General features: G+C 54.7%; 22 protein-coding genes and 1 tRNA gene. 2 read left to right on the top strand and 21 right to left on the bottom strand.

Features of this window, described 5'->3' with window-relative positions; all coding sequences use genetic code 11:
- From AC5DB9_RS03380 to adk, 13 genes are all read right to left on the bottom strand, one after another.
- Window positions 1-595: hypothetical protein (locus AC5DB9_RS03380; RefSeq protein WP_483263653.1), on the bottom strand; the 595-nt coding region annotated here is incomplete at its 3' end.
- Between the two features lie 447 nt (window positions 596-1,042).
- Window positions 1,043-1,119, bottom strand: a tRNA-Pro gene (locus tag AC5DB9_RS03375).
- A gap of 43 nt (window positions 1,120-1,162) precedes the next feature.
- Window positions 1,163-1,519: a MerR family transcriptional regulator gene (locus AC5DB9_RS03370; RefSeq protein ID WP_022960520.1), complete on the bottom strand. Its 357-nt coding sequence runs from the start codon at window positions 1,517-1,519 to the stop codon at window positions 1,163-1,165.
- Window positions 1,500-1,802, bottom strand: a complete 303-nt coding sequence (gene ihfA, locus AC5DB9_RS03365; RefSeq protein ID WP_022960519.1) for an integration host factor subunit alpha — start codon at window positions 1,800-1,802, stop codon at window positions 1,500-1,502. The genes AC5DB9_RS03370 and ihfA overlap by 20 nt, the downstream gene beginning before the upstream one ends.
- Window positions 1,803-1,807: 5 nt before the next feature.
- Complete coding sequence (gene pheT, locus AC5DB9_RS03360) at window positions 1,808-4,171, bottom strand: phenylalanine--tRNA ligase subunit beta (protein WP_273009192.1); 2,364 nt, start codon at window positions 4,169-4,171, stop codon at window positions 1,808-1,810.
- Between the two features lie 59 nt (window positions 4,172-4,230).
- Window positions 4,231-5,247, bottom strand: coding sequence for a phenylalanine--tRNA ligase subunit alpha (pheS, locus tag AC5DB9_RS03355; RefSeq protein ID WP_022960517.1), 1,017 nt, complete (start codon window positions 5,245-5,247; stop codon window positions 4,231-4,233).
- A gap of 132 nt (window positions 5,248-5,379) precedes the next feature.
- On the bottom strand, window positions 5,380-5,736 hold the full coding sequence (gene rplT, locus AC5DB9_RS03350; protein ID WP_022960516.1) for a 50S ribosomal protein L20: 357 nt from the start codon (window positions 5,734-5,736) through the stop codon (window positions 5,380-5,382).
- Between the two features lie 31 nt (window positions 5,737-5,767).
- Window positions 5,768-5,962: a 50S ribosomal protein L35 gene (rpmI, locus tag AC5DB9_RS03345; protein WP_022960515.1), complete on the bottom strand. Its 195-nt coding sequence runs from the start codon at window positions 5,960-5,962 to the stop codon at window positions 5,768-5,770.
- A 49-nt stretch (window positions 5,963-6,011) separates the two neighbouring features.
- Window positions 6,012-6,512, bottom strand: a complete 501-nt coding sequence (gene infC / locus AC5DB9_RS03340; RefSeq protein ID WP_281168410.1) for a translation initiation factor IF-3 — start codon at window positions 6,510-6,512, stop codon at window positions 6,012-6,014.
- A 41-nt stretch (window positions 6,513-6,553) separates the two neighbouring features.
- Complete coding sequence (gene thrS / locus AC5DB9_RS03335; RefSeq protein ID WP_272994135.1) at window positions 6,554-8,479, bottom strand: threonine--tRNA ligase; 1,926 nt, start codon at window positions 8,477-8,479, stop codon at window positions 6,554-6,556.
- Between the two features lie 144 nt (window positions 8,480-8,623).
- Entirely contained in the window at window positions 8,624-9,394 is a 771-nt protein-coding gene (locus tag AC5DB9_RS03330) for a hypothetical protein (RefSeq protein ID WP_272994134.1), read from the bottom strand.
- A 66-nt stretch (window positions 9,395-9,460) separates the two neighbouring features.
- Entirely contained in the window at window positions 9,461-10,459 is a 999-nt protein-coding gene (gene hemH / locus AC5DB9_RS03325; RefSeq protein WP_022960512.1) for a ferrochelatase, read from the bottom strand.
- A 128-nt stretch (window positions 10,460-10,587) separates the two neighbouring features.
- Window positions 10,588-11,235 carry an adenylate kinase gene (gene adk / locus AC5DB9_RS03320; RefSeq protein ID WP_022960511.1) on the bottom strand — a complete coding sequence of 216 codons (648 nt, stop codon included), beginning with the start codon at window positions 11,233-11,235 and terminating at the stop codon, window positions 10,588-10,590.
- 358 nt (window positions 11,236-11,593) lie between these two features.
- Here adk and AC5DB9_RS03315 point away from each other — a divergent pair, with 358 nt between their 5' ends.
- A complete protein-coding gene (locus AC5DB9_RS03315) occupies window positions 11,594-11,923 on the top strand; it encodes a hypothetical protein (protein WP_022960510.1) in 330 nt (109 codons plus the stop codon).
- A gap of 21 nt (window positions 11,924-11,944) precedes the next feature.
- On the opposite strand, the gene mazG is transcribed toward AC5DB9_RS03315, so the two are convergent.
- Genes mazG through cysM form a run of 3 tightly spaced genes read right to left on the bottom strand, consistent with a single transcriptional unit; the run spans window position 11,945 to window position 15,936 of the window.
- Window positions 11,945-12,757 carry a nucleoside triphosphate pyrophosphohydrolase gene (gene mazG / locus AC5DB9_RS03310; protein WP_272994133.1) on the bottom strand — a complete coding sequence of 271 codons (813 nt, stop codon included), beginning with the start codon at window positions 12,755-12,757 and terminating at the stop codon, window positions 11,945-11,947.
- Window positions 12,754-15,000, bottom strand: a complete 2,247-nt coding sequence (gene relA / locus AC5DB9_RS03305; RefSeq protein ID WP_272994132.1) for a GTP diphosphokinase — start codon at window positions 14,998-15,000, stop codon at window positions 12,754-12,756. Before relA ends, mazG begins: the two co-directional genes overlap by 4 nt.
- Window positions 15,001-15,036: 36 nt before the next feature.
- Window positions 15,037-15,936, bottom strand: a complete 900-nt coding sequence (gene cysM / locus AC5DB9_RS03300) for a cysteine synthase CysM (protein WP_272994131.1) — start codon at window positions 15,934-15,936, stop codon at window positions 15,037-15,039.
- A 149-nt stretch (window positions 15,937-16,085) separates the two neighbouring features.
- Between cysM and AC5DB9_RS03295 the strand changes: the two genes are divergently transcribed.
- A complete protein-coding gene (locus AC5DB9_RS03295) occupies window positions 16,086-18,758 on the top strand; it encodes an ATP-binding protein (protein ID WP_272994130.1) in 2,673 nt (890 codons plus the stop codon).
- Here AC5DB9_RS03295 and recO read toward each other — a convergent pair whose 3' ends face one another.
- The 5 genes from recO to lepB all read right to left on the bottom strand — a co-directional run.
- Complete coding sequence (recO, locus tag AC5DB9_RS03290) at window positions 18,759-19,481, bottom strand: DNA repair protein RecO (RefSeq protein WP_272994129.1); 723 nt, start codon at window positions 19,479-19,481, stop codon at window positions 18,759-18,761.
- On the bottom strand, window positions 19,481-20,389 hold the full coding sequence (gene era, locus AC5DB9_RS03285; RefSeq protein ID WP_272994128.1) for a GTPase Era: 909 nt from the start codon (window positions 20,387-20,389) through the stop codon (window positions 19,481-19,483). The genes recO and era overlap by 1 nt, the downstream gene beginning before the upstream one ends.
- 2 nt (window positions 20,390-20,391) lie before the next feature.
- Complete coding sequence (gene rnc, locus AC5DB9_RS03280) at window positions 20,392-21,063, bottom strand: ribonuclease III (protein ID WP_272994127.1); 672 nt, start codon at window positions 21,061-21,063, stop codon at window positions 20,392-20,394.
- A 2-nt stretch (window positions 21,064-21,065) separates the two neighbouring features.
- Entirely contained in the window at window positions 21,066-21,434 is a 369-nt protein-coding gene (locus AC5DB9_RS03275) for a DUF4845 domain-containing protein (RefSeq protein ID WP_169530738.1), read from the bottom strand.
- 12 nt (window positions 21,435-21,446) lie between these two features.
- A partial coding sequence (gene lepB / locus AC5DB9_RS03270) for a signal peptidase I (protein WP_491732026.1) occupies window positions 21,447-21,753 on the bottom strand: 307 nt, incomplete at its 5' end.

Here is a 21,753-nt window from a genome sequence, read left to right as displayed (position 1 = left end):
GCAGCGGTTGCAGCGGGTTGTCACCGCCACCAGCGCCTTGCAGTTGGTCAAGCAGAGGCTGCAGTGGGTTATCACCACCGCCAGCGCCGCCACTCAGGCCGGCCAGTTGATCCAGCAGCGGTTGCAGCGGGTTGTCACCGCCACCAGCGCCTTGCAGTTGGTCAAGCAGCGGTTGCAGTGGGTTGTCACCACCGCCAGCGCCGCCACTCAGGCCGGCCAGTTGATCCAGCAACGGCTGCAACGGGTTGTCACCACCACCGGCACCTTGCAGTTGGTCAAGCAGCGGTTGCAGCGGGTTATCACCGCCACCAGCAGCAGCGCCCTGCAATTGGTCCAGAATCGGCTGGAGAGGGTTGTCACCACCTGCACTTCCCAGTTGATCCAGCACAGGCTGCAGCGGATTGCTACCGGAGTCCAGCGCAGACAACTGCGCATCCAACTCGCCCAAGGGGCCAACCAGAGCTTCCAGCGGAGTTCCCGCCAGGCTTGATGCCAGGGGGTCAAGGATAGGAGCGAGCGGACCCGCTGTAGAAAATGAAGACGCCGATGCGACAGCAGCCGCCAACGACAGTTTTTTTATAGATATTAATTTCACGGTAAGTCCTCCAGACGTGATCCAATCACCAACTCAATGGCCGGCTTATTCTTGTCTTTATCGGTTCTCAGACCGACTTTTTCTCGTTATACGTAGTGATAATACGCGTAACTACGTATTGAATATAGTGACTAGATTCACAAAAGCCTCTTTTTTCTAACACATGTAACATAGGGGCGCCATACTGACGACGAGGGAGAGATATTTTTTAAATTCATTCAACGGCTTAGCGATAAGGCGCCCCGGAAAAGCGTCATACCAGTTTCGTTAGCGTTAAGTTTTTTTCTACTAACAGAAAGCCGGCCCGCCGTACCGGCAAACCGTCGTGCAGGACTAAGCCCCAGACGCCTGGATTAGCCAACTGTCAGGCAGGGAGAGAAGAAGAAGAAGAAGAACAAAAGAGAAGCAAACAAAAAAGGGCCGCCTTATGGCGACCCTTTCATGTAATGGTCGGAACGGCAGGATTCGAACCTGCGACCCCCACACCCCCAGTGTGGTGCGCTACCAGACTGCGCTACGCCCCGAAATGAGGGCACGAATCATACCCCAAGAATACGGCTCTGTGAACTATCTTTTCAGAAGTTTTGCTAATTCTTCCAGCTCTGTAAGCATTTGACGAATAAGCTGTTTAGACTGCAATGAATCCTCTTTGGCTTCATCACCGGACATGCGCTGACGCGCGCCACCGATAGTGTACCCTTGCTCGTACAGCAAACTGCGGATCTGCCGAATCATCAGCACGTCCTGATGCTGGTAATAGCGGCGATTCCCTCTCCGCTTTACCGGCGCTAACTGCGGGAATTCCTGCTCCCAATACCGCAACACATGCGGCTTTACAGAGCACAGTTCGCTGACTTCACCGATAGTGAAATAGCGCTTGCCGGGAATCGGTGGCAGTTCGTCGTTATGACTTGGTTCCAGCATAGTCCTCTACCCTGGATTTTAATTTCTGGCCTGGCCGGAATGTCACCACGCGCCGTGCGGATATCGGAATTTCTTCGCCGGTCTTCGGGTTGCGCCCAGGGCGCTGACTTTTGTCGCGCAGATCAAAATTGCCAAAACCGGAAATTTTGACCTGTTCATTATTCTCTAAACAGTGGCGAATCTGCTCAAAAAACAACTCGACCAGTTCTTTCGCCTCACGCTTGTTGAGACCGAGCTCTTCATAGAGACGCTCGGCCATTTCTGCCTTGGTGAGGGACGTCATCGCATTCAGTTCCTTAGACTGGCACCGAAGCGTTCCTGCAAAGACCGCACAACCGCTTCGACAGACTGGGTGACTTCTTCCTCGGTAAGAGTGCGTGATGAATCCCGGTACGTCAAGCCCAGCCCCATGCTTTTTCTTTCTGGATCAATACCTTTACCCTCATAAATATCAAAGAGCTTCAAGTTGACCAGAGCCTCTCCAGCCGCATTTTCCACGGCCGAGAGTACATCGCTCGCCGCCATATCGCGCGGAAGAATAACGGCAATATCGCGACGCACTTCGGGATAGCGAGATACCGGTGCAAACGCAGGCACTGTTCGCGCAAGCAGCACATCCAGATCGATTTCAAAGAAATACACCGGGTTGGGCAGATCAAGCTTCGCCTGCAGGCTGGGGTGGAGTGCACCGATACGCCCTACCCGCTTGTCGCCACTCCAGATATTTGCGGTCTGCCCTGGGTGCAGCGCTTTGTGCTGTGCCGCTTTGAAACTCAGCGGTGCCGCTGCGGGCGCCATCAGGGCTTCCAGGTCGCCTTTCAGATCGAAGAAATCCAGTAAGTCACCGGAACCGCACCAGCTTTCCGGCTCTCGGCGGCCTGAGAGCAAAGCTGCGAGCGTCGGAACCTGTGCGAGCGTTTCACCCGGCTCAAAGCGTTGTCCAATTTCAAAGAAACGCAGCCGCGACTGTTGGCGCTTGCTGTTGTACTCCGCCGTTTTCAGCAACCCCGGCAACAATGAATCACGCATTTGCGCCATATCGGCACTGATTGGGTTCAATAGCGTGACGCAATCGTCACGCTCAGAAAGCTCCGCATTCAGAACCGGATCAACAAAGCTGTAACTGATCACTTCCTGATAACCACGGGAAACCAGTTGCTGGCGCAGCTCCATGGGTGAGCGATCCGCTTCATTCGATGGCGAAATATCTAATGCCGAATACACCGGCTTCACAGGCAGCCGGTTGTAACCGTATATGCGCGCGAGTTCTTCCAACAAATCGACTTCAATCGCGATATCAAAGCGCCAGCTGGGCGGCGTTACCGTCCACCCCTGCTCGGTGCGCACCACTGCCATTCCCAATCCGGTCAGGATTTGCTCTACATCCTTCGGCAACAGGGCCAGCCCCAGCATTTTTTCGATGCGCGCTTCCCGCAGTGAAACGTCGCCTCGCACAGGAAGCGCCTCGCTTTCTTCCACCACAATCGGACCGGCTTCTCCTCCACAAATTTCGAGGATAAGGTTAGTGGCCCGCTCCATCGCGCGCTCGACTAACTCGTAGTCCACTCCGCGCTCAAAGCGGTGCGAGGAATCCGTATGCAAGCCGTAACTGCGAGCACGCCCCGCCAATTTCTCTGGGGTAAAGAACGCCGACTCCAGCAGCAAGTCGGTGGTATTACTGCTGACTGCACTTTTCTCGCCGCCCATAATACCGGCTAAAGCCAAGGCTTTTTCATCGTCGGCGATCACCAGACTGTCGCCGTTTAAGCTGAGGGTCTGGCCATCCAGCAGCTCCAGCGACTCCCCTTCGACGGCATGACGCACACAAATGCCACCGGACAGCGTAGACAAATCGAAAGCATGCATGGGCTGCCCCAGCTCCAGCATGACAAAATTGGTGATATCCACTACGGCGTCAATGCTGCGCACGCCACTGCGGCGCAGTTTCTCTTGCAACCATAGCGGGCTTTCCACGCCGGGACGAATCCCGCGTACAATACGTGCCGCATAGCGCGCACAATCCGCTGGCGCAGCAATAGAGACCGACGGCACGTCGGCAATCGCAACAGGCGCTGCCGCCTGTGCGGGCTCGGCAAACGGCATGGTATTCAGAGCAGCCACTTCGCGGGCCACCCCACGAATACTGAGGCAGTCTGCCCGGTTTGGGGTCAACCCCAGCTCAAACAGCCGATCATCTAGGCCAAGGTAATGACGCATGTCGTCACCCAGAGGCGCATCACTGGGCAGCTCCATAAGGCCATCGGACTGTTCAGCCATACCCAGCTCTTGCTCAGCGCACAGCATGCCGAAGGACTCCACACCGCGCAGCTTGGCTTTCTTGATTTTGAAATCGCCAGGCAGCACAGCCCCAACCTTCGCCATGGGAATTTTTATTCCCGGGCGGGCGTTGGATGCCCCACAAACAATTTGATAGCGCTGCTCACCGTCGCTGACCTGACAAACACGCAACTTATCGGCATCAGGGTGTTGCTGCGCATCAACAATTTCTGCGACTACCACGCCGGTAAACGCGCCGGCAACGGGCTCCATAGCGTCAACCTCAAGCCCAGCCATTGTCAGCTGCGCCGACAGGTCATCGCTGTCGATGCCCGGATTCACCCATTCCCGTAACCACTGCTCACTGAATTTCATGCTCTATCCGTTATCACTGTCTACCGTTGCAGGCTACAGCCTGCGCGCCAGAGAAATCGCTAGTTAAACTGCCCGAGGAACTGCAGGTCGTTCTCGAAAAATAATCGCAGGTCATTCACCCCATAGCGCAACATTGCCAAGCGCTCTACGCCGATACCAAAGGCAAAGCCTGAGTATTGTTCCGGATCGATTTTGGAGTATTCAAAGACTTTGGGGTGGACCATTCCGCAGCCCAAAATTTCAATCCAGCCAGTGTGGCTGCATACCCGGCAACCGTCTCCACCACACATTACGCACTGAATATCGACTTCCGCTGAAGGTTCAGTAAAAGGGAAATACGAGGGCCGAAAGCGGACGGCCAGGTCCTTTTCAAAGAAGGCGCGCAGAAACGATTCGAGCATACCCTTCAGGTCGGCAAAACTGCTTTCTTTGTCTACCAACAGCCCCTCAACCTGATGAAACATCGGCGTATGAGTCAGGTCGGAGTCACAACGATACACACGACCGGGGCAAATCAGCTTCAGCGGCGGTTCGCTACTTTCCATCACTCGCACCTGTACCGGCGACGTATGTGTACGTAGCACGGTGCCCTCACTCACGTAGAAGGTATCGTGCATTGCCCGCGCCGGATGGTGAGCAGGAATATTGAGCGCTTCAAAGTTGTGGTAGTCATCTTCGATCTCAGGCCCTTCAGCCACATCGAAGCCAATACCGCCAAAAAATTCGCTGATACGGGCGATTGTTAGCGTCACCGGGTGCAAGCCGCCCAATTGCTGCCCTCTGCCCGGCAGAGTGACATCGATGGTCTCTGCCGCGAGTTTGGCGGCAATCGCAGCAGATTCCAGAGCCGCTTTTCTTTCGGCGATCTGCTCGGCCAGCGTCTGTTTAACGCGGTTTATTTCTGCACCGGCAGCGGGCCGCTCTTCAGCAGACAGTTTTCCCAGCCCTTTCAGCAGCTCGGTGATCTGCCCCTTCTTACCGAGGTAATCAACCCGCAGTTGCTCCAGCGCTCGCCCTTCCTCCGCAGCGGCAATTTTTGCTGCGGCCTCGGCGGCCAAGGCTTCAAGATTCTCCATTACCCACTCCCGACTCAGGTACCAGGCGTTATCATCATTGGGCGTTACTCGCCCGGAAAAAAAATAGGGAAAGAGCGACGCCCTTTCCCTATCTGATTGCGATTTCAGCTTCCGCGAGACGGAAGGCTGAAATTAGGCCAGAGCTGTTTTCGCGCGTTCTACCACGGCAGCAAAGGCTTCTTTGTCGTGCACAGCCAGATCGGCCAGTACGCGACGGTCCAGACCGATTTCCGCCTTTTTCAGGCCAGCGATCAGGCGGCTGTAAGTCAAGCCGTTGGCACGAGAGGCGGCATTGATGCGGGTAATCCACAGAGCACGGAAAGTACGCTTCTTAACGCGACGGTCACGGTAAGCGTATTGACCTGCTTTGATTACCGCCTGCTTGGCAACACGGTAAATACGCGAGCGCGCACCATAGTAACCCTTGGCTTGTTTCAGAATTTTTTTGTGACGACGGTGTGCTGTCACACCACGTTTTACGCGGGGCATAGTCTATTCCTTCTTAAAATGATGACGGTAATCAGATAGCGCGAAGCATGCGGTCAACCAGAACCTTGTCCGACTTATGGACAGCACTGGTGCCACGCAGCTGACGCTTACGTTTGGTGGTCATCTTGGTCAGGATATGACTTTTGTGAGCGCTTTTACGCTTGTAGCCGCTTCCGGTTTTCTTGAAGCGCTTAGCCGCCCCACTGTGTACTTTTACTTTTGGCATCGTTAGATACTCCGCATTTGTATCAATCGTTCAAGCAGGCCCTATGAGCTCACTGCTTTTTCTTTTTGGGGGCGATAACCATTGTCAATTGACGGCCTTCCATCTTCGGATATTGCTCTACAGCGCCGTACTCAGCGAGGTCTGCTTCCACTCGCTGCAGCAACTGCATGCCTAGTTCCTGGTGGGCCATCTCACGACCGCGGTAACGTAGCGTTACTTTGGCCTTGTCCCCGTGCTCGAGGAAACGTATCAGGTTGCGCAGTTTTACCTGATAATCCCCGTCATCCGTCCCAGGTCGGAATTTGATTTCCTTAACCTGAGTACGAACCTGGTTTTTTCGGGCCGCTGCTTGCTGCTTTTTGGCCTCGAAAACATGTTTGCCGTAGTCCATGATTTTACAGACTACCGGATCAGAGTCCGCAATCTGCACCAGATCCAACTCCGCTTCCTGTGCGGCAGTCAATGCCTGAGAAAGGGGAACGATTCCAACCTGGTTGCCTTCAGCGTCAATCAGTCTGACTTCGCTGGCTTCGATATCTTGGTTTATCAGTGCGCGTTTACTGCGCCCTTTTCCGTTATCGCGTTTAATTGCTAACTCTCCGAATTTGCACGACTGCGAGCAGTCACGCCGTCAGTGAGAACTTGATTCAGCTCGTCAAATGACAAGGAACCCAAGTCTTCACCACCTCTTGCGCGCACCGCTACAGTTCGGTTTTCAACTTCCTTGTCGCCCACGACAAGGATATACGGCACCTTCTGTATGGTGTGCTCGCGGATTTTAAAGCCGATCTTCTCATTTCTCAAGTCCGACTCGGCTCTAAACCCTCGATCTTGCAGGAATTCTTCTACTTCAGTGACATATTCTGCCTGGGCATCGGTAATATTACAGATGACCGCCTGCACTGGCGCCAACCACAGAGGGAATGCGCCTTCGTAATGCTCGATCAAAATACCGATAAAGCGCTCGAAGGAACCGAGGATCGCCCGGTGCAACATAACCGGCGTGCGACGCTGTCCTGACTCATCCACATACTGGGCACCGAGACGACCCGGCATTGAAAAATCGACCTGAATCGTTCCCAACTGCCATACCCGGCCGATGCAGTCCTTGAGCGAGAACTCAATTTTTGGCCCGTAGAACGCACCCTCACCCGGCAGTTCCTCCCAAGGCAGCGACTTGCTGTCTAGCGCCAGAGCAAGTGCCTGTTCAGCACGGTCCCAGTCTTCGTCACTACCGACCCGCTGCTCGGGACGCGTCGACAGACGGTAAATCACCTCGGTAAAACCGAAGTCATCATAGACATCGTGCAGAAAGTCGATGAACTGCGCCACTTCGGCCTGAATCGATTCTTCTGCACAGAAAATATGGGCATCATCCTGGGTAAAGCCTCGCACACGCATAATACCGTGCAGGGAGCCCGACGGTTCATTGCGGTGACAGGACCCAAATTCGGCCAATCTAAGCGGCAGGTCACGGTAGCTGCGCAAGCCCTGATTAAATACCTGGACATGGCAGGGGCAGTTCATCGGCTTAACCGCGAACTCCCGCTCATCAGCACTAAGCCGGAACATACCATCGCTGAATTTGTCAGCGTGGCCAGATTTTTCCCACAATGAAATGTCCACGACCTGCGGCGTCTTGATCTCCTGATAACCCTGGCGACGCTGCTGCTCACGCATGTACTGCTCTACGGCCTGATAGATACTCCAACCTTTGGGGTGCCAGAACACCATACCCGGCGCTTCTTCCTGCATATGGAAGAGGTCTAATTTCTTACCTACTTTGCGGTGATCACGCTTTTCCGCCTCGGCAATACGATTGAGATAAGCCTTCAGTGCTTTCTTGTTCGGCCAGGCCGTGCCGTAAATCCGCTGAAGCATGGCGTTATTATGGTCACCACGCCAGTATGCTCCCGCGACCTTCGTCAGTTTGAACGCTTTGAGCTTACCGGTACTGGGAACATGTGGCCCGCGACAGAGATCCATCCACTCACCCTGACGGTAAAGTGAGATCTCCTCGCCTTCCGGCAATTCCTTGATGATTTGAACCTTGTATTCTTCACCCATACCAGCAAACAGCGCGGCAGCGTCATCACGCGGCATCACCACACGATCGACCGGCAAGTCTTGTGCGGCAATTTCTTCCATGCGCGCCTCGATTTTCTCGAGATCTTCCGGTGTGAATGCTCGCTCAAAAGCAAAATCGTAGTAAAAACCGTCCTCGACGGTCGGCCCGATCGTTACCTGGGCACCGGGAAACAGGTCCTGTACAGCCATCGCCATCAGGTGGGCGGTGGAATGACGAATGACCTCCAGGCCATCTTCGTCACGATCAGTGATAATTGCCAGCTCAGCGTCGTGCTCAATCACATAGCTGGTATCGACCAGTCGACCATCGACGCGCCCAGCCAGGGCAGCTTTGGCCAAACCGGGACCGATGTCTGCTGCAACGCCTTCAACACTGATCGGCGCATCAAATTCTCGGATACTGTTGTCTGGGAGGGTAATAACGGGCATTGCCTGAATCCTTGTCAGTGGTGACCCCTACGATAGGCCACGTGAAATTGTCGGCGCGGAGGCGCAAATGAGGGCGGCTATTATGAGCACTGAAGCAGCGGGCCGCAAGGCAGGCCCGCGATAAAATGGGCGGCGGGAGTGATTTTAATTTGCTGTCTTGGCTTTGGCCGCAGCCTTCTTCGCTGAGGCCTTTTTTGCCACGCGTTTGGGGGCAACTGCTTTCTTTTTTACAACGGCTTTTTTGGCAGTCGTCTTTTTAGCGGCCTTTTTCTTCATCGCGCCTTTAGGCGCGACCGCCTTTTTGGCAGTGGCCTGTTTGCCCGGCGCTTTCCTCTTGCCTGCAGTTGTCTTTTTTACGACGGCCTTTTGTTTTCTGCCGCCAGGCGCCGCGGACTCCTGCAAAACCTCCGGGTCATTTAATTTCGAGGCCAATTGCTTCACGGCCTGACGATGCTTGGCCTGCAAGCTTTTCTCAATATCAGCAAGTTTGTTTTTATCTTCTATTGCACGCTTTTTCATAAACCGCTGTTCGAAAGCTTTCACCGCTTTGGCAAGATCTGCCTCGGTTCGACTCGCCAAGGCACTGGCCCGCTCTTCAAGCTTCTGTCGAACCGCAACCTCAGAAGCTTTGATCTTAGCGAGAACACGCGAGTCGGAGAGATTCGCGCGCCCCTCGTCCATTTGCCCACGAAGCGTCTTTAATCGCTGATTTGCCTTATCTACAGCGGCTTTTGCCCGTTTAACCGCATTTTGTTCAGCAGCACGAGTGGACGCTTTGGCTTTTGCCTGTGCGCTCTCCCATTTTTTCTTCGCCTCGCTCAGTGTCTTGCGCTCTCGGTCAATCATCCCCTCAACCCTGCGCAAACCATCCTCGGCCTTCTTAACAAGATCAGAGAGTTGCGTTTTGCCTGGCATTGTTATTCTCCTAATTAGTTATGCAGGGTGCATCGACAAAATAACACGCAAATAAACAAATGTTACTTAGTGGACGCCTTTGCCTGTGACGCTATCCAGGAAAGGGCGACACAGCTCCAGCATGAACTGCTGATGGGCATCAGAATCATTCAAGCAAGGAATGTAGTTGAACGCTTCACCGCCATGATGCGTAAAAATTTCCTTGGCTTCGCCATCAATCTCTTCCAATGTTTCCAGGCATTCCACTGCGAACGCCGGGCACATGACGTCGAGGCTCTTGCAACCCTGCCCCGGCAACGACTCTACCGTTTTGTCCGTGTAGGGCGTCAACCACTCTGCCTTACCCAGCCTGGACTGATAAGTCAGCAGCCATTGTTCATCGCTTAAGCCAAGATATTTCGCGACGGCGCCAGCAGTTTCCTCGCAATGCTGCTCATACGGGTCACCCAATTCAATATTCCGCTTTGGGATCCCATGAAATGACATCAGCAGCTTCTCGGCACGCCCATGCTGCTGCCAATGCGCTCTGACACTCTCTCCTAAGGCCGCAATGTAATCTGGGTGATGGTGGTAGTTTCTGACCCAGGACCACTGAGGAATATTACGGATGTTGCTAAAACTGCGGGCAATGGCATCCAACGCAGCGGCGGTTGTGGTTGCGGAGTACTGCGGATACAACGGCACAAACAAAATATTTTCCACACCGGCATCGCAAAGAGCTTTGATTTGGCTATCTAGACTCGGCGCGCAATACGTCATCGCCAAGCGCACGTCGATATCCGCATCCGGGTAACTCTGAGTAACTTTTTCTCGCACCCCTTCAACCAAGCTTGAAGAAAAATGCTTGAGCGGGGAAGTATCGCCAAACCAGATTTGTCGGTAAGCCTTCGATACGCGCGGCGAGCGAAAGGGCAGGATAATCAGGCGGAGGATAAGCTGCCAAATAAGCCATGGCACCTCAACAACCCTGCGGTCAGAGAGAAACTCCTTGAGAAAGCGCCGTACATCGCGGGTCGATGGGCTGTCGGGCGTACCGAGATTGATGAAAACCAGCGCAGACTTCATATGCTATATATCCACAGATAAAAAACCATTGCGAGGATTATACGAAAATCCAGACAATCCGTTTTTAGTCTTTCTCAACAGATACAAAAACGGCGCCATTTAGGCGCCGTTTTGATACTGCGTAAACATCAGCCCTGCAGGGCCTCCAGCACGCGGCGGGTAATTTCATCGACACTGCCTACGCCGTCAATGCGAGCGTACTTCGGCGCATCGTCGCCACCCAGCTCGCTGTAGAAATTGACCAGCGGCTTGGTTTGCTCGTGATAGACATTCAAACGGTTGCGAACGGTTTCTTCTTTATCGTCTTCGCGCTGAATCAGCGGCTCACCGGTCAAATCATCCTTGCCCTCTTCTTTGGGCGGATTGTAGACAACATGGTAAGTCCGACCCGATGACTCATGGGTCCGACGTCCACTCATGCGAGTAACGATTTCTTCGTCAGCCACTGCAATTTCGAGCACATGATCGATCGTCACACCGGCACTCTGCAGCGCTTCTGCCTGAGGAATCGTGCGGGGGAAGCCGTCGAACAGGAAACCATTGACGCAGTCTTCCTGCGTAATGCGCTCTTTGACCAACGCGATAATAATGTCATCAGACACCAGGCCGCCTGAGGCCATAATGTCCTTCACTTTCAAACCCAGTTCCGAACCCGCTTTTACTGCGGCACGAAGCATGTCACCGGTAGAGATCTGGGGGATACCGAATTTCTCGGTAATGAATTGGGCCTGAGTCCCTTTTCCGGCCCCCGGAGGCCCTAACAAAATTACGCGCATGGTCTAACTCCCAAAGCATGGTAAAAGCGGAATGAGCCGCACGAGTCACTGCCAGATCAAGGTGATAGCTTAACGCCGCGAGTGCGCTTTCAGTCAAAGCTCGCGGGAATATCCGGTGTACAGATTATCGGTGCAAACGCACGGTGTAGTGCAGTTTCGAGCAGCATTTAATGGCTGCAACGATACACAGCTATGGGGCGAGGCACAAGTCTACGAAAGTCGAGGATAGCTAACTCAACCACTCTAACACGGCCCTTTCATACCCAACAGACGCAGAATTCACAGCCCTGTTGCTGGTGCTTTTTCCGGCAACAGGCCTAGTATTAGAGTGACTAAGCCAGCAAGCACGGGAGTAGCAATGAAACTACGTGAATTGTTATCGCTCTGGGAAAAAACGGCCAGCGGCACACTAACCCAGGAAGAGTACCGGGTCAGACTACCGGTAGAGGATGCTGCCAAGCTGAAAGCACTGGCTGAGCTGTATCCCCGCCGGGATATTGAAGAGCTGATTACGGACCTGCTCAGCGCATCGCTGAATGAGGTGGAAAGCATGATGCCCTACGTTCGCGGGGACAAAATCGTTGCCACGGATGAGCTGGGTGATCCAATGTATGAGGACGTGGGGCCCACTCCGCGGTATCTAAGTCTCGCGGAAAAACACCTCAGTCAGGAGCAGAACAAGCACTGAAACGGGACTTGCCGGGCCAGCTTACAGCCCAGCTTCCTTCGCCTCGCGCCAGAAATCTTCTAGCTGGCTGCGGGGCGTGGCACTGACGCCCTCACTTACTTCCGCCCGCGCCTCAACAAAACGAAACCGGCGTTCAAACTTCTGACCCGCTTTGCGGAGCGTCGCTTCGGCATCCAGGCCGAGATGTCTACTGAGGTTAACGACGGAAAACAGTACATCCCCCAATTCATCCTCGATAGCAGCCTGCTCTCCGGCCTGCATGGCCTCGCGCAGCTCTGCCAGCTCATCGTGCAGTGCGTCTACAACGCCCTCAATATTTTCCCAGTCAAACCCAAGCTGGCTTGCGCGCTTTTGCAGTTTACTGGCGCGACTGGCGGCAGGCAGTGCCTGGGGAATATCGTCCAGCGCACTGTGCTGGGCTTTCTCGCCTCGTTCTTCGGCTTTGATTTCTTCCCAACGCTGCTTGATCTGCGCCTCTTCCGGGGCATCACTGCTCCGACGGCTCTCAAGGGTACCCGCCGGAAACACATGGGGGTGACGTCTGAGCAGCTTGCGGGTGATACCGTCTACGACGTCATCGAAATCAAATGCAGACTGCTCTTCCGCCAAACGACTGTAGAAAATCAGCTGGAATAGTACATCGCCCATTTCCTGGCGAATCTGGTCGAGGTCTTCAGAGGCAATGGCATCCGCCAACTCATACGTTTCTTCCAGCGTGTAAGGTACGATGCTCTGAAAGTCCTGCTTCAAATCCCAGGGGCAGCCGGCTTCAGGGTCGCGCAGGCGCGCCATCAGGTGACGGAGGTCATCAAGACTGAAGCGTGCAGCAGTCATCCGCCCTCCCGAACCCGCTCAACAGACACCACGTTGGGCAGCCCATTCAGGCGATTCAGCAATCCTGACAACGCAGCCACATCACTGATTTCCAAGCGGATGCGCATTGTCGCCATATGCTGCGCGGTATCGGTTACCGTATTCAGAGACACGACATTCACTTTCTCGGTGGCCAGCTGCAAGGTGATATCCCGCAGCAGTCCCTGACGGTCGAAAGCCCGCAATTCGATATCGACGGGATAGGTGTCGATCTGCTCCTGCTCCCAGTCCACAGCAATAATCCGGTGCGGCTCTACGCTCTGGAGCTGTAGCAGCTTGCTGCAATCCTGTCGGTGCACACTGACTCCGCGCCCAACCGTAATGTAACCGGCAATCGCCTCGCCAGGCAGCGGCTTGCAGCACCGCGCAAAATGGGTGAGCAGATTGCCTACACCGCTGATGCGCACTTTGTTGCTGTCTTTGCCCTTGCGGGTAGGCGCCCGCAAACGCAGCAACTGCTCTTCGCTTTGCGAATCGTTCTGCCCGGCAAGCTGGTGGGCAATACGCACAAGTTGTAATGTGCTGATTTCACCCGAGCCGACCGCCGCATACATATCTTCAACACTGGCGCAATGCGCCTGATCGGCGATGTACTTGTAGTCGACGCTATTGAGCGCCAAACGCCGAAATTCTTTCTCCAGCAAGGCACGACCGGCGGTGATATTGTCCTCTTTCGCCTGCTGACGAAACCAGTGCTGCACTTTGGTCCGGGCCCGGCTGGTTTTAAGATAACCCAGGTTACTCTGCAACCAGTCTCGGCGGGGCTCACTGTCTTTACCCGTGAGAATTTCAACGCGCTCACCGGTATTCAGTGTATAGGTCAGCGGCACAATTCTGCCGTTCACCTTCGCACCCCGACAGCGGTTACCGACTTCGGTGTGAATGTGATAAGCGAAATCCAGGGGAGTCGCGCCGTTTTGCAGGTTGACCACATGCCCGTCAGGCGTGAAGACATACACGCGGTCCTGGGCTCGGGTAAACTGCTCGGCCACGTCACTGCTGCTGCCGCTCTCCTCGTGCCAATCCAGCACTTGCCGCAACCAGGCAATTTTTTCGTCGTAACTGTTGTTGTTCTTCGCTGTTTTGTCTGCGCCTTTGTACATCCAGTGCGAGCAGACACCGAACTCCGCTTCTTCATGCATGGAACGGGTGCGAATCTGTATTTCCAGCACCTTCCCTTCAGGGCCGATCACTGCCGTATGTAGCGAGCGATAGCCATTTTCCTTGGGGTTGGCAATGTAGTCGTCAAACTCATTCGGTACATTGCGCCACAGGCCGTGAACCAGGCCCAGCACGGTATAGCAGGACTTCACATCGTCCACGAGCACCCGCACTGCGCGAATATCGTAGACCTGCGAGAAACCAATGCCCTTGCGCTGCATTTTCCGCCAAATGCTGTATATGTGCTTCGCCCTGCCGGCAATATCCGCATCAATACCTTCAACTTCCAGTGCTGCGAATAGTCGGCTGATGACGTCGTCGATATAGCGCTGGCGATCCAGGCGCTTTTCGTCGAGTAACTTTGCGATTTTTTTATAGGCGGAGGGTTGCAGATAGCGGAAACTGAGGTCCTCCAGCTCCCACTTGATGTGACCTATCCCCAAGCGATGTGCCAGAGGGGCATATATATCAAAGACTTCACGGGCAACCCGATACCGCTTGTCGGGCCGATCCTTTACCGCGCGAATCGCCGAGGTTCGCTCCGCCAGCTTGATCAACGCCACGCGTACATCATCGACAAGCGCCACCAGCATTTTGCGTATGGTTTCGCTCTGGGCCTCAGACTGCCCCAGCACAGGCAAATCCAGCTCGGCATTAACCCTGGAAATCGCCGCCATACCGAGCACCCCCTCGACTAACTTGGCCACAGACTGGCCAAAGTCTCGCTGCAATTGCTCTAATGGGAGTCGCTCCTCACGCACCGCGCGGTAGAGCGCCGCAGCGACCAGGCTGTCCTGATCAAGATGCAGGTCCGCCAGAATTTCCACCATTTCCAGCGCGGTAAACAGGCTGCTGCCGTCTTCATCGACGACACCACTGGGACCGGCATCCGGTAACTCGGCACAGTGCTCGGCGAGCTGGAACGCACGCAGCAGTTCCTCGCTATTGACGATATTGCGGTCAATAGGCAGACGGTCAATCCAACGTGGCAAGTCCACGCGGCCATTCTGCAATTGGGGATAATCCTCGCGGACTTTTACCATGACGCTAACCCTGGGCGCCTCACAGCGCGATGCAACTTAATTCAATGTGCTGTCGAACACGCCGGTCGACAAGTAGCGATCACCGCGATCACAGATAATCGCAACGATCACAGCATTTTCGACAGCCTGACTGAGGCGTAAGGCCCCAGCCACTGCACCGCCAGACGAGACACCACAGAAAATACCCTCTTGAGCCGCTAGCGCTCGCATGGTCTCCTCCGCCGTCTGCTGATCAATATCCATAAGCTGATCAACACGCTGCGCATCGAAGATGCTGGGCAAGTAAGCCTCGGGCCAACGACGAATCCCCGGAATGCTTGAACCATCCTGAGGTTGAAGCCCCACCACTTGAATGGCGGGGTTTTGCTCTTTTAAGTAGCGCGACACGCCCATAATGGTGCCGGTGGTTCCCATGGAACTGACGAAGTGGGTAATACGCCCTCCGGTCTGCTCCCAGATTTCGGGGCCGGTTCCCTCGTAGTGTGCCAAGGGGTTATCCGCATTAGCGAACTGGTCCAGCACCTTACCCTCTCCGCGCTCTTGCATAGCAAGTGCCAAGTCTCGCGCGCCTTCCATCCCCTCTTCCTGACTGACTTCAAGCAAGGTCGCGCCGTAAGCGGCCATGGCCAGTTTGCGCTCTGCACTCATGTGGCTCGGCATGATCAGTATCATTTTATAGCCGCGAATAGCCGCAGCCATCGCCAGCGCAATACCGGTATTGCCACTGGTCGCCTCAATCAGGGTATCTCCAGGCTGAATGTCGCCGCGGGCCTCCGCGCGCGCTATCATGCTCATTGCGGGGCGATCCTTGACCGAACCGGCCGGATTATTGCCCTCAAGTTTTAGCAGAATCGTGTTGCTGCTGTTATCCAGCCGCTGCAATCGCACCAGAGGTGTATTGCCAATGTATTGCTCTATGGTGGGGAATTCTGTCATGGAGATGGAACCTCGGGGCCGGCCTCTGTTACGGGTGGGCGCGGTACTTGCGACATCGTAGGCGCTGGTATACTGCCTAACTTTGGCAACCACACATTACATAATGGCAGGGATAATACCATTGCCGCAGTGAAAGGCTCCAGTTCACCATGCGCAGGCGTTACGGATTCAAACGGCTCATCATTTTCCTGGGACTGCTGCCGGTTCTTGCGGTTTGCCTGAGCTTCAGTATTTACGTCATCCACAATCAGCTATCGACCACCCGGGACATCATGTCGGACCGGGCACTGGCCGCTGCGCGCCAGCTCAGTGTGGTCGTCGCCCATACCCTGGAAGACCGCCACTATGACCTGCTTGATGAACTGACCCAATCGGCACTCGAAGAAAACGGTGTGCGGGCTGTGAGCGTCTACGACCGAAACCTGGAGTTGCTGAGCCATTCCGGACCGGCGACGGAAACACCGGACATTTCAGGTTTGAGCCTCTCCACTCCCTACCAACTGGTCGACAATGGCAAACAGCTAGACGTGGTATGGACGATAACTCCCCCTAATAATCAGCCCTCCGCTGCGAACAGCAACGATGTTCTCGGCTGGGCAAAAATGAGTTACAGCTGGCATCAATATGAGCTGATGAAGTATCAGTCTCTGCTGTCCGGCTCGATGTTTCTCGGCCTGACGGTGCTGTTCTGTGTCATCATTTTCAGCTACATAAACCACAATATCAGCCGTGACTTAAAAGGACTTAGAGATGCTGCCCGCCGCCTGAGCAGCGGCGAACGGGACATCCACTTTTTTATGCCCGGCAATGACGAATTCACCAGCATTGCGGAGGAGTTGAACCACCTCAACGCTTCGCAGATTCAGGCGCTGAAGGAGCTTCAGCAGAACCTGGAGCAATCCAACAGCGATCTGAGGGAAACGCTGGAAACCCTGGAAGTCCAAAATATCGAGCTCGACCTGGCCCGTCGAGAAGCCATTACCGCCAACCGGATGAAGTCCGAGTTTCTCGCCAATACCAGCCACGAAATTCGAACCCCGCTGAACAGCATACTGGGCTTCAGTAATATTCTACTCAAAGCCGATATCAAGGGCCGTCAGCGAGAAGCCGTCGAAACCATACGCAACAGCGCCACTAATCTGCTGACGATCATCAACGACATCCTGGACTTCTCGAAGCTGGAAGCAGGGAAGCTCGTTTTCGACAACGCCCCGGTACAACTGCGGGAAATGATGGAAGATACGCTGATTATGCTGGCGCCTGGCGCCGCCGACAAAGGATTGGATCTCGCGCTGTTTATCGAGCCAGACTGCCCCGAAAGTGTACTGAGCGACTCCTTGAGGCTGCGACAAATCCTTACAAATTTGATCAATAACGCCATCAAGTTCACGCCCTGCGGCCATATTCGCATCGACTTACATTGCAAGGAATCCGACGAGGAAAGTGCTCTTCTGGAGTTTAAAGTCAGTGACAGCGGTATCGGCATCAGCGCCGAACAACGGAAACTGATCTTCGGCAACTTCACCCAGGCGGATGCCTCGGTCACCCGGCAGTATGGCGGAACCGGCCTCGGCCTGGTCATCGTACAAGGTCTCGTGAAAGAAATGGGCGGTGAAGTCGGCCTGGAAAGTGAGCCGGGACGTGGCTCTACCTTCTGGTTCACGCTGCGGCTGCCGATAGACCACAGCGCAGTCGAAATGCGCAACTTTACAGCGCTGAACGGCCAGCGGATCGCCGTCTATGACCGCAGCCAATACTATGCCGAGTCACTGAAAGCGCTGCTGCAAGGCTGGGGTATGGAGGTGCATAGCTGCCGCGAACTCACTGAGCTTGACAGCCAATGCGAATACACATTGATCAGCCTGGACAAGGACGAAGATCCCAGCGACTTGCCACCCAACAACAGCCAACATCCGACGGTGGTACTCAGTGCACATGCCGAAGATATCGAGCATAACGATGGCCGAATTTGGATGAGCAAACCCGTCTCGCATGTGCGTTTGTTTGATGCCCTGCGCAGCGGATACAGCACCAAGCCCTATCAGCGATCAACTGCATACAGCGGCAGTGCCGTATTAATCGTCGACGACAACCCATCGAACCTCCACATTCTGTCGAGCTTTTTGGGGGATTTCGGCATTAAACCGGTAACCGCGCAGAACGGGATAGAAGCTGTTGCCTACTGCCAGGACCAGCGCTTTGAATTAATTTTCATCGATATACAAATGCCGCAAATGGACGGGATCGAGGCCAGTCGACAAATTCGCGAAACGGGCCTCAATATCCACACCCCTATTGCGGCCATCTCTGCCTATCTTGCCCCGGACAACCCGTCCCAACTTAGAGAGGCAGGGATCAATGATTACCTCAGCAAGCCCGTCAACGAGGCGCAATTGGAAAAAATTCTCGCTCGCCACCTGTCGCCATCGTGTGCTCTACCGAACATCATCGAGCCTATTGATAACGATACCGTGCCTCGCCCCGTAGACATCAAGCAGTGCCTGTCGCTGTCCAAAAACAGGCCAGAGCTGGCAAAGGATATGTTGAAAATGCTGCTGGACCAGCTCCCGGCGCAACGCCGAGACATTGCGCAGAGTTTGCACATTGGTGACTGGGAGCTGCTGGATCAACTGAATCACGGCCTGAAAGGTAGCTGTTGTTATACCGGCGTCCCCCATCTCCAGGCCTCAACCAGTGCGTTGGAAGCGGCATTGAATAACGGCGCTGCCGACACAACGAATGCTGCCCAAGCGGTTCTCCGATGCATTGATGAGCTCCAGACCTGGCATGAAGAACATGACCTTGACGTGATGTTCGACTAACTATTTCTGCTCGTAAGATCGCTTTCGCGCCTGCATGAACAGCTTTCGGCTGTTCAGCGGTCGCCCACCCAACAGCGGCGCCAGCGCAAGCCGTGACAACTGTTTGGCGACCTTCAGGCTGTCTGCGTCGAAATCGTAGCTGGCTATTCGCTGAAGATCAGCTACTGGAAATCGGGGGCTATCGGGCGGCAACAGCTCAGGCAGCAGGAACCCTTGCTCGGGATGAAACCCCACACTCGCGGCCGGGCAATCATCAAGCGCCGAAAAATCCACCCCGTACCCCAGTTGGTTGAGCAGGGCAAACTCAAAATGTCGAAGCGCCAATTCCGGCTCAGGGTCGCGAGACAAGCCCAGCAGGCATTGGCCGTAAAGAGAGAAAATATCTGGTTGGGGGTCGAGTGGATGTAACAGGCGCTGCAACAACTCATTGACGTAGAAAGCGCAATACAACGCATCACCCTTAAGGGGAAAGCGGCTGTTGAGCTGCACATCCGAGAGCGTTTTCAGCTCCCCTCTTCCAGACCACGACAGGAACAATAAATTGCCCGGCTGTAGATCTGCACGCCAGCGCTGCCTGCCTTTAGTATTGGCCTTCAGGCCCTTGGCAACAGCACTAACGCGACCGTGATGGCGACTGAAAACATCGATAATGGCGCTGGTATCGCGATACGCGCGAACATGTAGAACATAGCCCGGCTCTGCCTCAACGCGCGCCGTACTCATCAGTCGAGATCGGTATATCCCAAGCTGCGCAGAGCACGCTCGTCATCGGACCAGCCCGACTTCACCTTGACCCAAAGCCGCAGCATGACCTTACTGTCAAACGCCTTTTCCATGTCTTTGCGGGCTTCTGTACCAATCTGCCGCAAGCGACTCCCCCCTTCACCAATGAGGATTTTCTTCTGCCCTTGGCGTTCAACGAGGATCAGTGCGGAAATTTCTATGAGCCTGGGAGAGGCTTTGAATTCCTCAATCTCCACAGTCATGGCGTAAGGGACCTCTTCACCAAGCTGCCGCATAATCTTTTCGCGCACCAGTTCAGCGGCCAGGAAGCGCTCACTGCGATTAGTAATCTGGTCTTCGGGAAACAGATGAATGCCCTCGGGCAAATAGCCGTGAATCAGCGTTTCAAGATCATCCCGATTGTGTCCCCGCAGCGCCGACACCGGCACAATGTCGGCAAACTCAAAGCGCGTGCTCAAGGATTCAATAAGCGGCAACAGCTCTGCCTTGTCGGCCAGGCGATCAATTTTATTCACCACCAATACCACAGGGCACTCGGCATGGCGCAATTTCTCAAGGACCAAGTCGTCCTCATCCGTCCAGCGATCGCGATCAACCACAAACAACGCCAGATCCACATCTGCCAGCGCCGCGCTGGCCGCCCGGTTCATATAGCGATTAATGGCCTTTTCATCACGCAGATGCAGCCCCGGCGTATCGACATAGATCGCCTGGATATCACCTTCCGTTTTAATTCCCAGCACCTGGTGCCGGGTTGTCTGGGGCTTTCTGGAAGTAATGCTGAGTTTCTGACCCAGAATGTGGTTGAGCAGGGTCGACTTACCCACATTGGGACGCCCCACAATCGCAATATAGCCACAACGCGTGGGCATTGCCTCTTGGCTCATAGTCATTTCTCCAAACGCGCCAACACGGCTTCAGCGGCGGCCTGCTCCGCTTTGCGGCGACTGGTTCCCGTCGCAACCACAGGGTCACTCAATAATGAAACAACACAGGACACGGTGAATGCCTGCTGGTGGGCTTTACCTTCAGTGCCACAAAGCTGGTAGTCCGGCAACGGTTGCTTGCGGGCCTGCAGCAACTCCTGCAAACGGGTTTTAGCATCTTTATGGCTGGCCGTGGGGTCCAGTTGATCCAATCGACTGGCAAACCAGCGCATGACACAGTCTCGACAGGCCTGCATGCCCGCCTCAAGATAGACGGCTCCCAACAAGGCTTCTACGGCATCTGCCAGGGTTGAACTTCGGCGGTGCCCACCGCTGTTACGCTCTCCGGCACCGAGGCGCAGACTGTCGCCCAGCTGCAATTCGGTCGCGACCTGAGCCAGCGTTTTACCGCTGACCAGTGCCGCGCGCATACGGCTGAGCTCACCCTCGTCGAGACCAGGGTAGCGGCTAAACAGCACATCCGTAACAATCATGTTCAGCAGGGAATCGCCGAGAAACTCCAGGCGCTCGTTGTGTTCAGGGCCGTAGCTGCGATGCGTCAGTGCATGCTGCAATAATGCTTCGTCACTAAATACATAGCCCAGACGGGCATAGAGGGCGGCATAGCGGCTCATATTCAACGAAGAATCTGGAACTGGGCTTCTTCGAATTTGACTACCGCATCAATATTAATAAACAAAGGCACGCGTTTTTCGTAGCTCGCGTCGATCAGAATTCCCTTGTCATTGTTTTTGATGGTGATATCGCGCAGTGACACCGCCTCTATGCGGTTAGTAGTAAATCGGCGCTGCAAGGCCTGCCTGACCTGAGCAGGCGAGGTGTCACCACTGGAATTCTCTTCAACCACGTCTTCAATCACCTTGCTCAGTGACCAGTAGTCGATATATATCGGCGCCAGCTTTACCACCATGGTACCCAAAACCACCGCAACGCCCGCAAGCATCACGAATGACAGCATACTCATTCCACGTTGCTGTTGTCTCATGCTCATTTCCTCTCAGCGAATGCGTCCCACGCGATCAAAGCTGGGCAATTCCGAAAATGACCGCCAGTGCATCCAGATAGCAAAGGCCTGGCCGACAATATTCTCTTCCGGGACTTCTCCCCACACCCGGCTATCGCTGCTGTTATCGCGATTATCGCCCATCATGAAGTAGTGTCCAGGCGCTACCGTCGTTTCAAAGTCACCACGATATATCCGCTTATCATGATGTATCAGGTGCGCAACATCCCCCAGCTGCTCACGAATGACTTGAGTCACCGGCTGCAATGGGGGTACCTCGGCCACCAGCGTCTGCGGCATC

This window comes from Spongiibacter sp. (genome assembly GCF_984394615.1).
This window is presented reverse-complemented; position numbering and strand designations above follow the sequence as displayed.

Bases quoted from the DNA above. Each gene is read 5' to 3' on its own strand.
- cysM (WP_272994131.1), bottom strand. From the start codon at position 15,936: ATGACAGAATTCCCCACCATAGAGCAATACATTGGCAATACACCTCTG.
- recO (WP_272994129.1), bottom strand. From the start codon at position 19,481: ATGAGTACGGCGCGCGTTGAGGCAGAGCCGGGCTATGTTCTACATGTT.
- AC5DB9_RS03295 (WP_272994130.1), top strand. From the start codon at position 16,086: ATGCGCAGGCGTTACGGATTCAAACGGCTCATCATTTTCCTGGGACTG.
- era (WP_272994128.1), bottom strand. From the start codon at position 20,389: ATGAGCCAAGAGGCAATGCCCACGCGTTGTGGCTATATTGCGATTGTG.
- AC5DB9_RS03315 (WP_022960510.1), top strand. From the start codon at position 11,594: ATGAAACTACGTGAATTGTTATCGCTCTGGGAAAAAACGGCCAGCGGC.
- adk (WP_022960511.1), bottom strand. From the start codon at position 11,235: ATGCGCGTAATTTTGTTAGGGCCTCCGGGGGCCGGAAAAGGGACTCAG.
- relA (WP_272994132.1), bottom strand. From the start codon at position 15,000: ATGGTAAAAGTCCGCGAGGATTATCCCCAATTGCAGAATGGCCGCGTG.
- hemH (WP_022960512.1), bottom strand. From the start codon at position 10,459: ATGAAGTCTGCGCTGGTTTTCATCAATCTCGGTACGCCCGACAGCCCA.
- AC5DB9_RS03330 (WP_272994134.1), bottom strand. From the start codon at position 9,394: ATGCCAGGCAAAACGCAACTCTCTGATCTTGTTAAGAAGGCCGAGGAT.
- rplT (WP_022960516.1), bottom strand. From the start codon at position 5,736: ATGCCCCGCGTAAAACGTGGTGTGACAGCACACCGTCGTCACAAAAAA.
- AC5DB9_RS03275 (WP_169530738.1), bottom strand. From the start codon at position 21,434: ATGAGACAACAGCAACGTGGAATGAGTATGCTGTCATTCGTGATGCTT.
- ihfA (WP_022960519.1), bottom strand. From the start codon at position 1,802: ATGACGTCCCTCACCAAGGCAGAAATGGCCGAGCGTCTCTATGAAGAG.
- AC5DB9_RS03370 (WP_022960520.1), bottom strand. From the start codon at position 1,519: ATGCTGGAACCAAGTCATAACGACGAACTGCCACCGATTCCCGGCAAG.
- mazG (WP_272994133.1), bottom strand. From the start codon at position 12,757: ATGACTGCTGCACGCTTCAGTCTTGATGACCTCCGTCACCTGATGGCG.
- rpmI (WP_022960515.1), bottom strand. From the start codon at position 5,962: ATGCCAAAAGTAAAAGTACACAGTGGGGCGGCTAAGCGCTTCAAGAAA.
- rnc (WP_272994127.1), bottom strand. From the start codon at position 21,063: ATGAGCCGCTATGCCGCCCTCTATGCCCGTCTGGGCTATGTATTTAGT.
- pheS (WP_022960517.1), bottom strand. From the start codon at position 5,247: ATGGAGAATCTTGAAGCCTTGGCCGCCGAGGCCGCAGCAAAAATTGCC.
- pheT (WP_273009192.1), bottom strand. From the start codon at position 4,171: ATGAAATTCAGTGAGCAGTGGTTACGGGAATGGGTGAATCCGGGCATC.
- thrS (WP_272994135.1), bottom strand. From the start codon at position 8,479: ATGCCCGTTATTACCCTCCCAGACAACAGTATCCGAGAATTTGATGCG.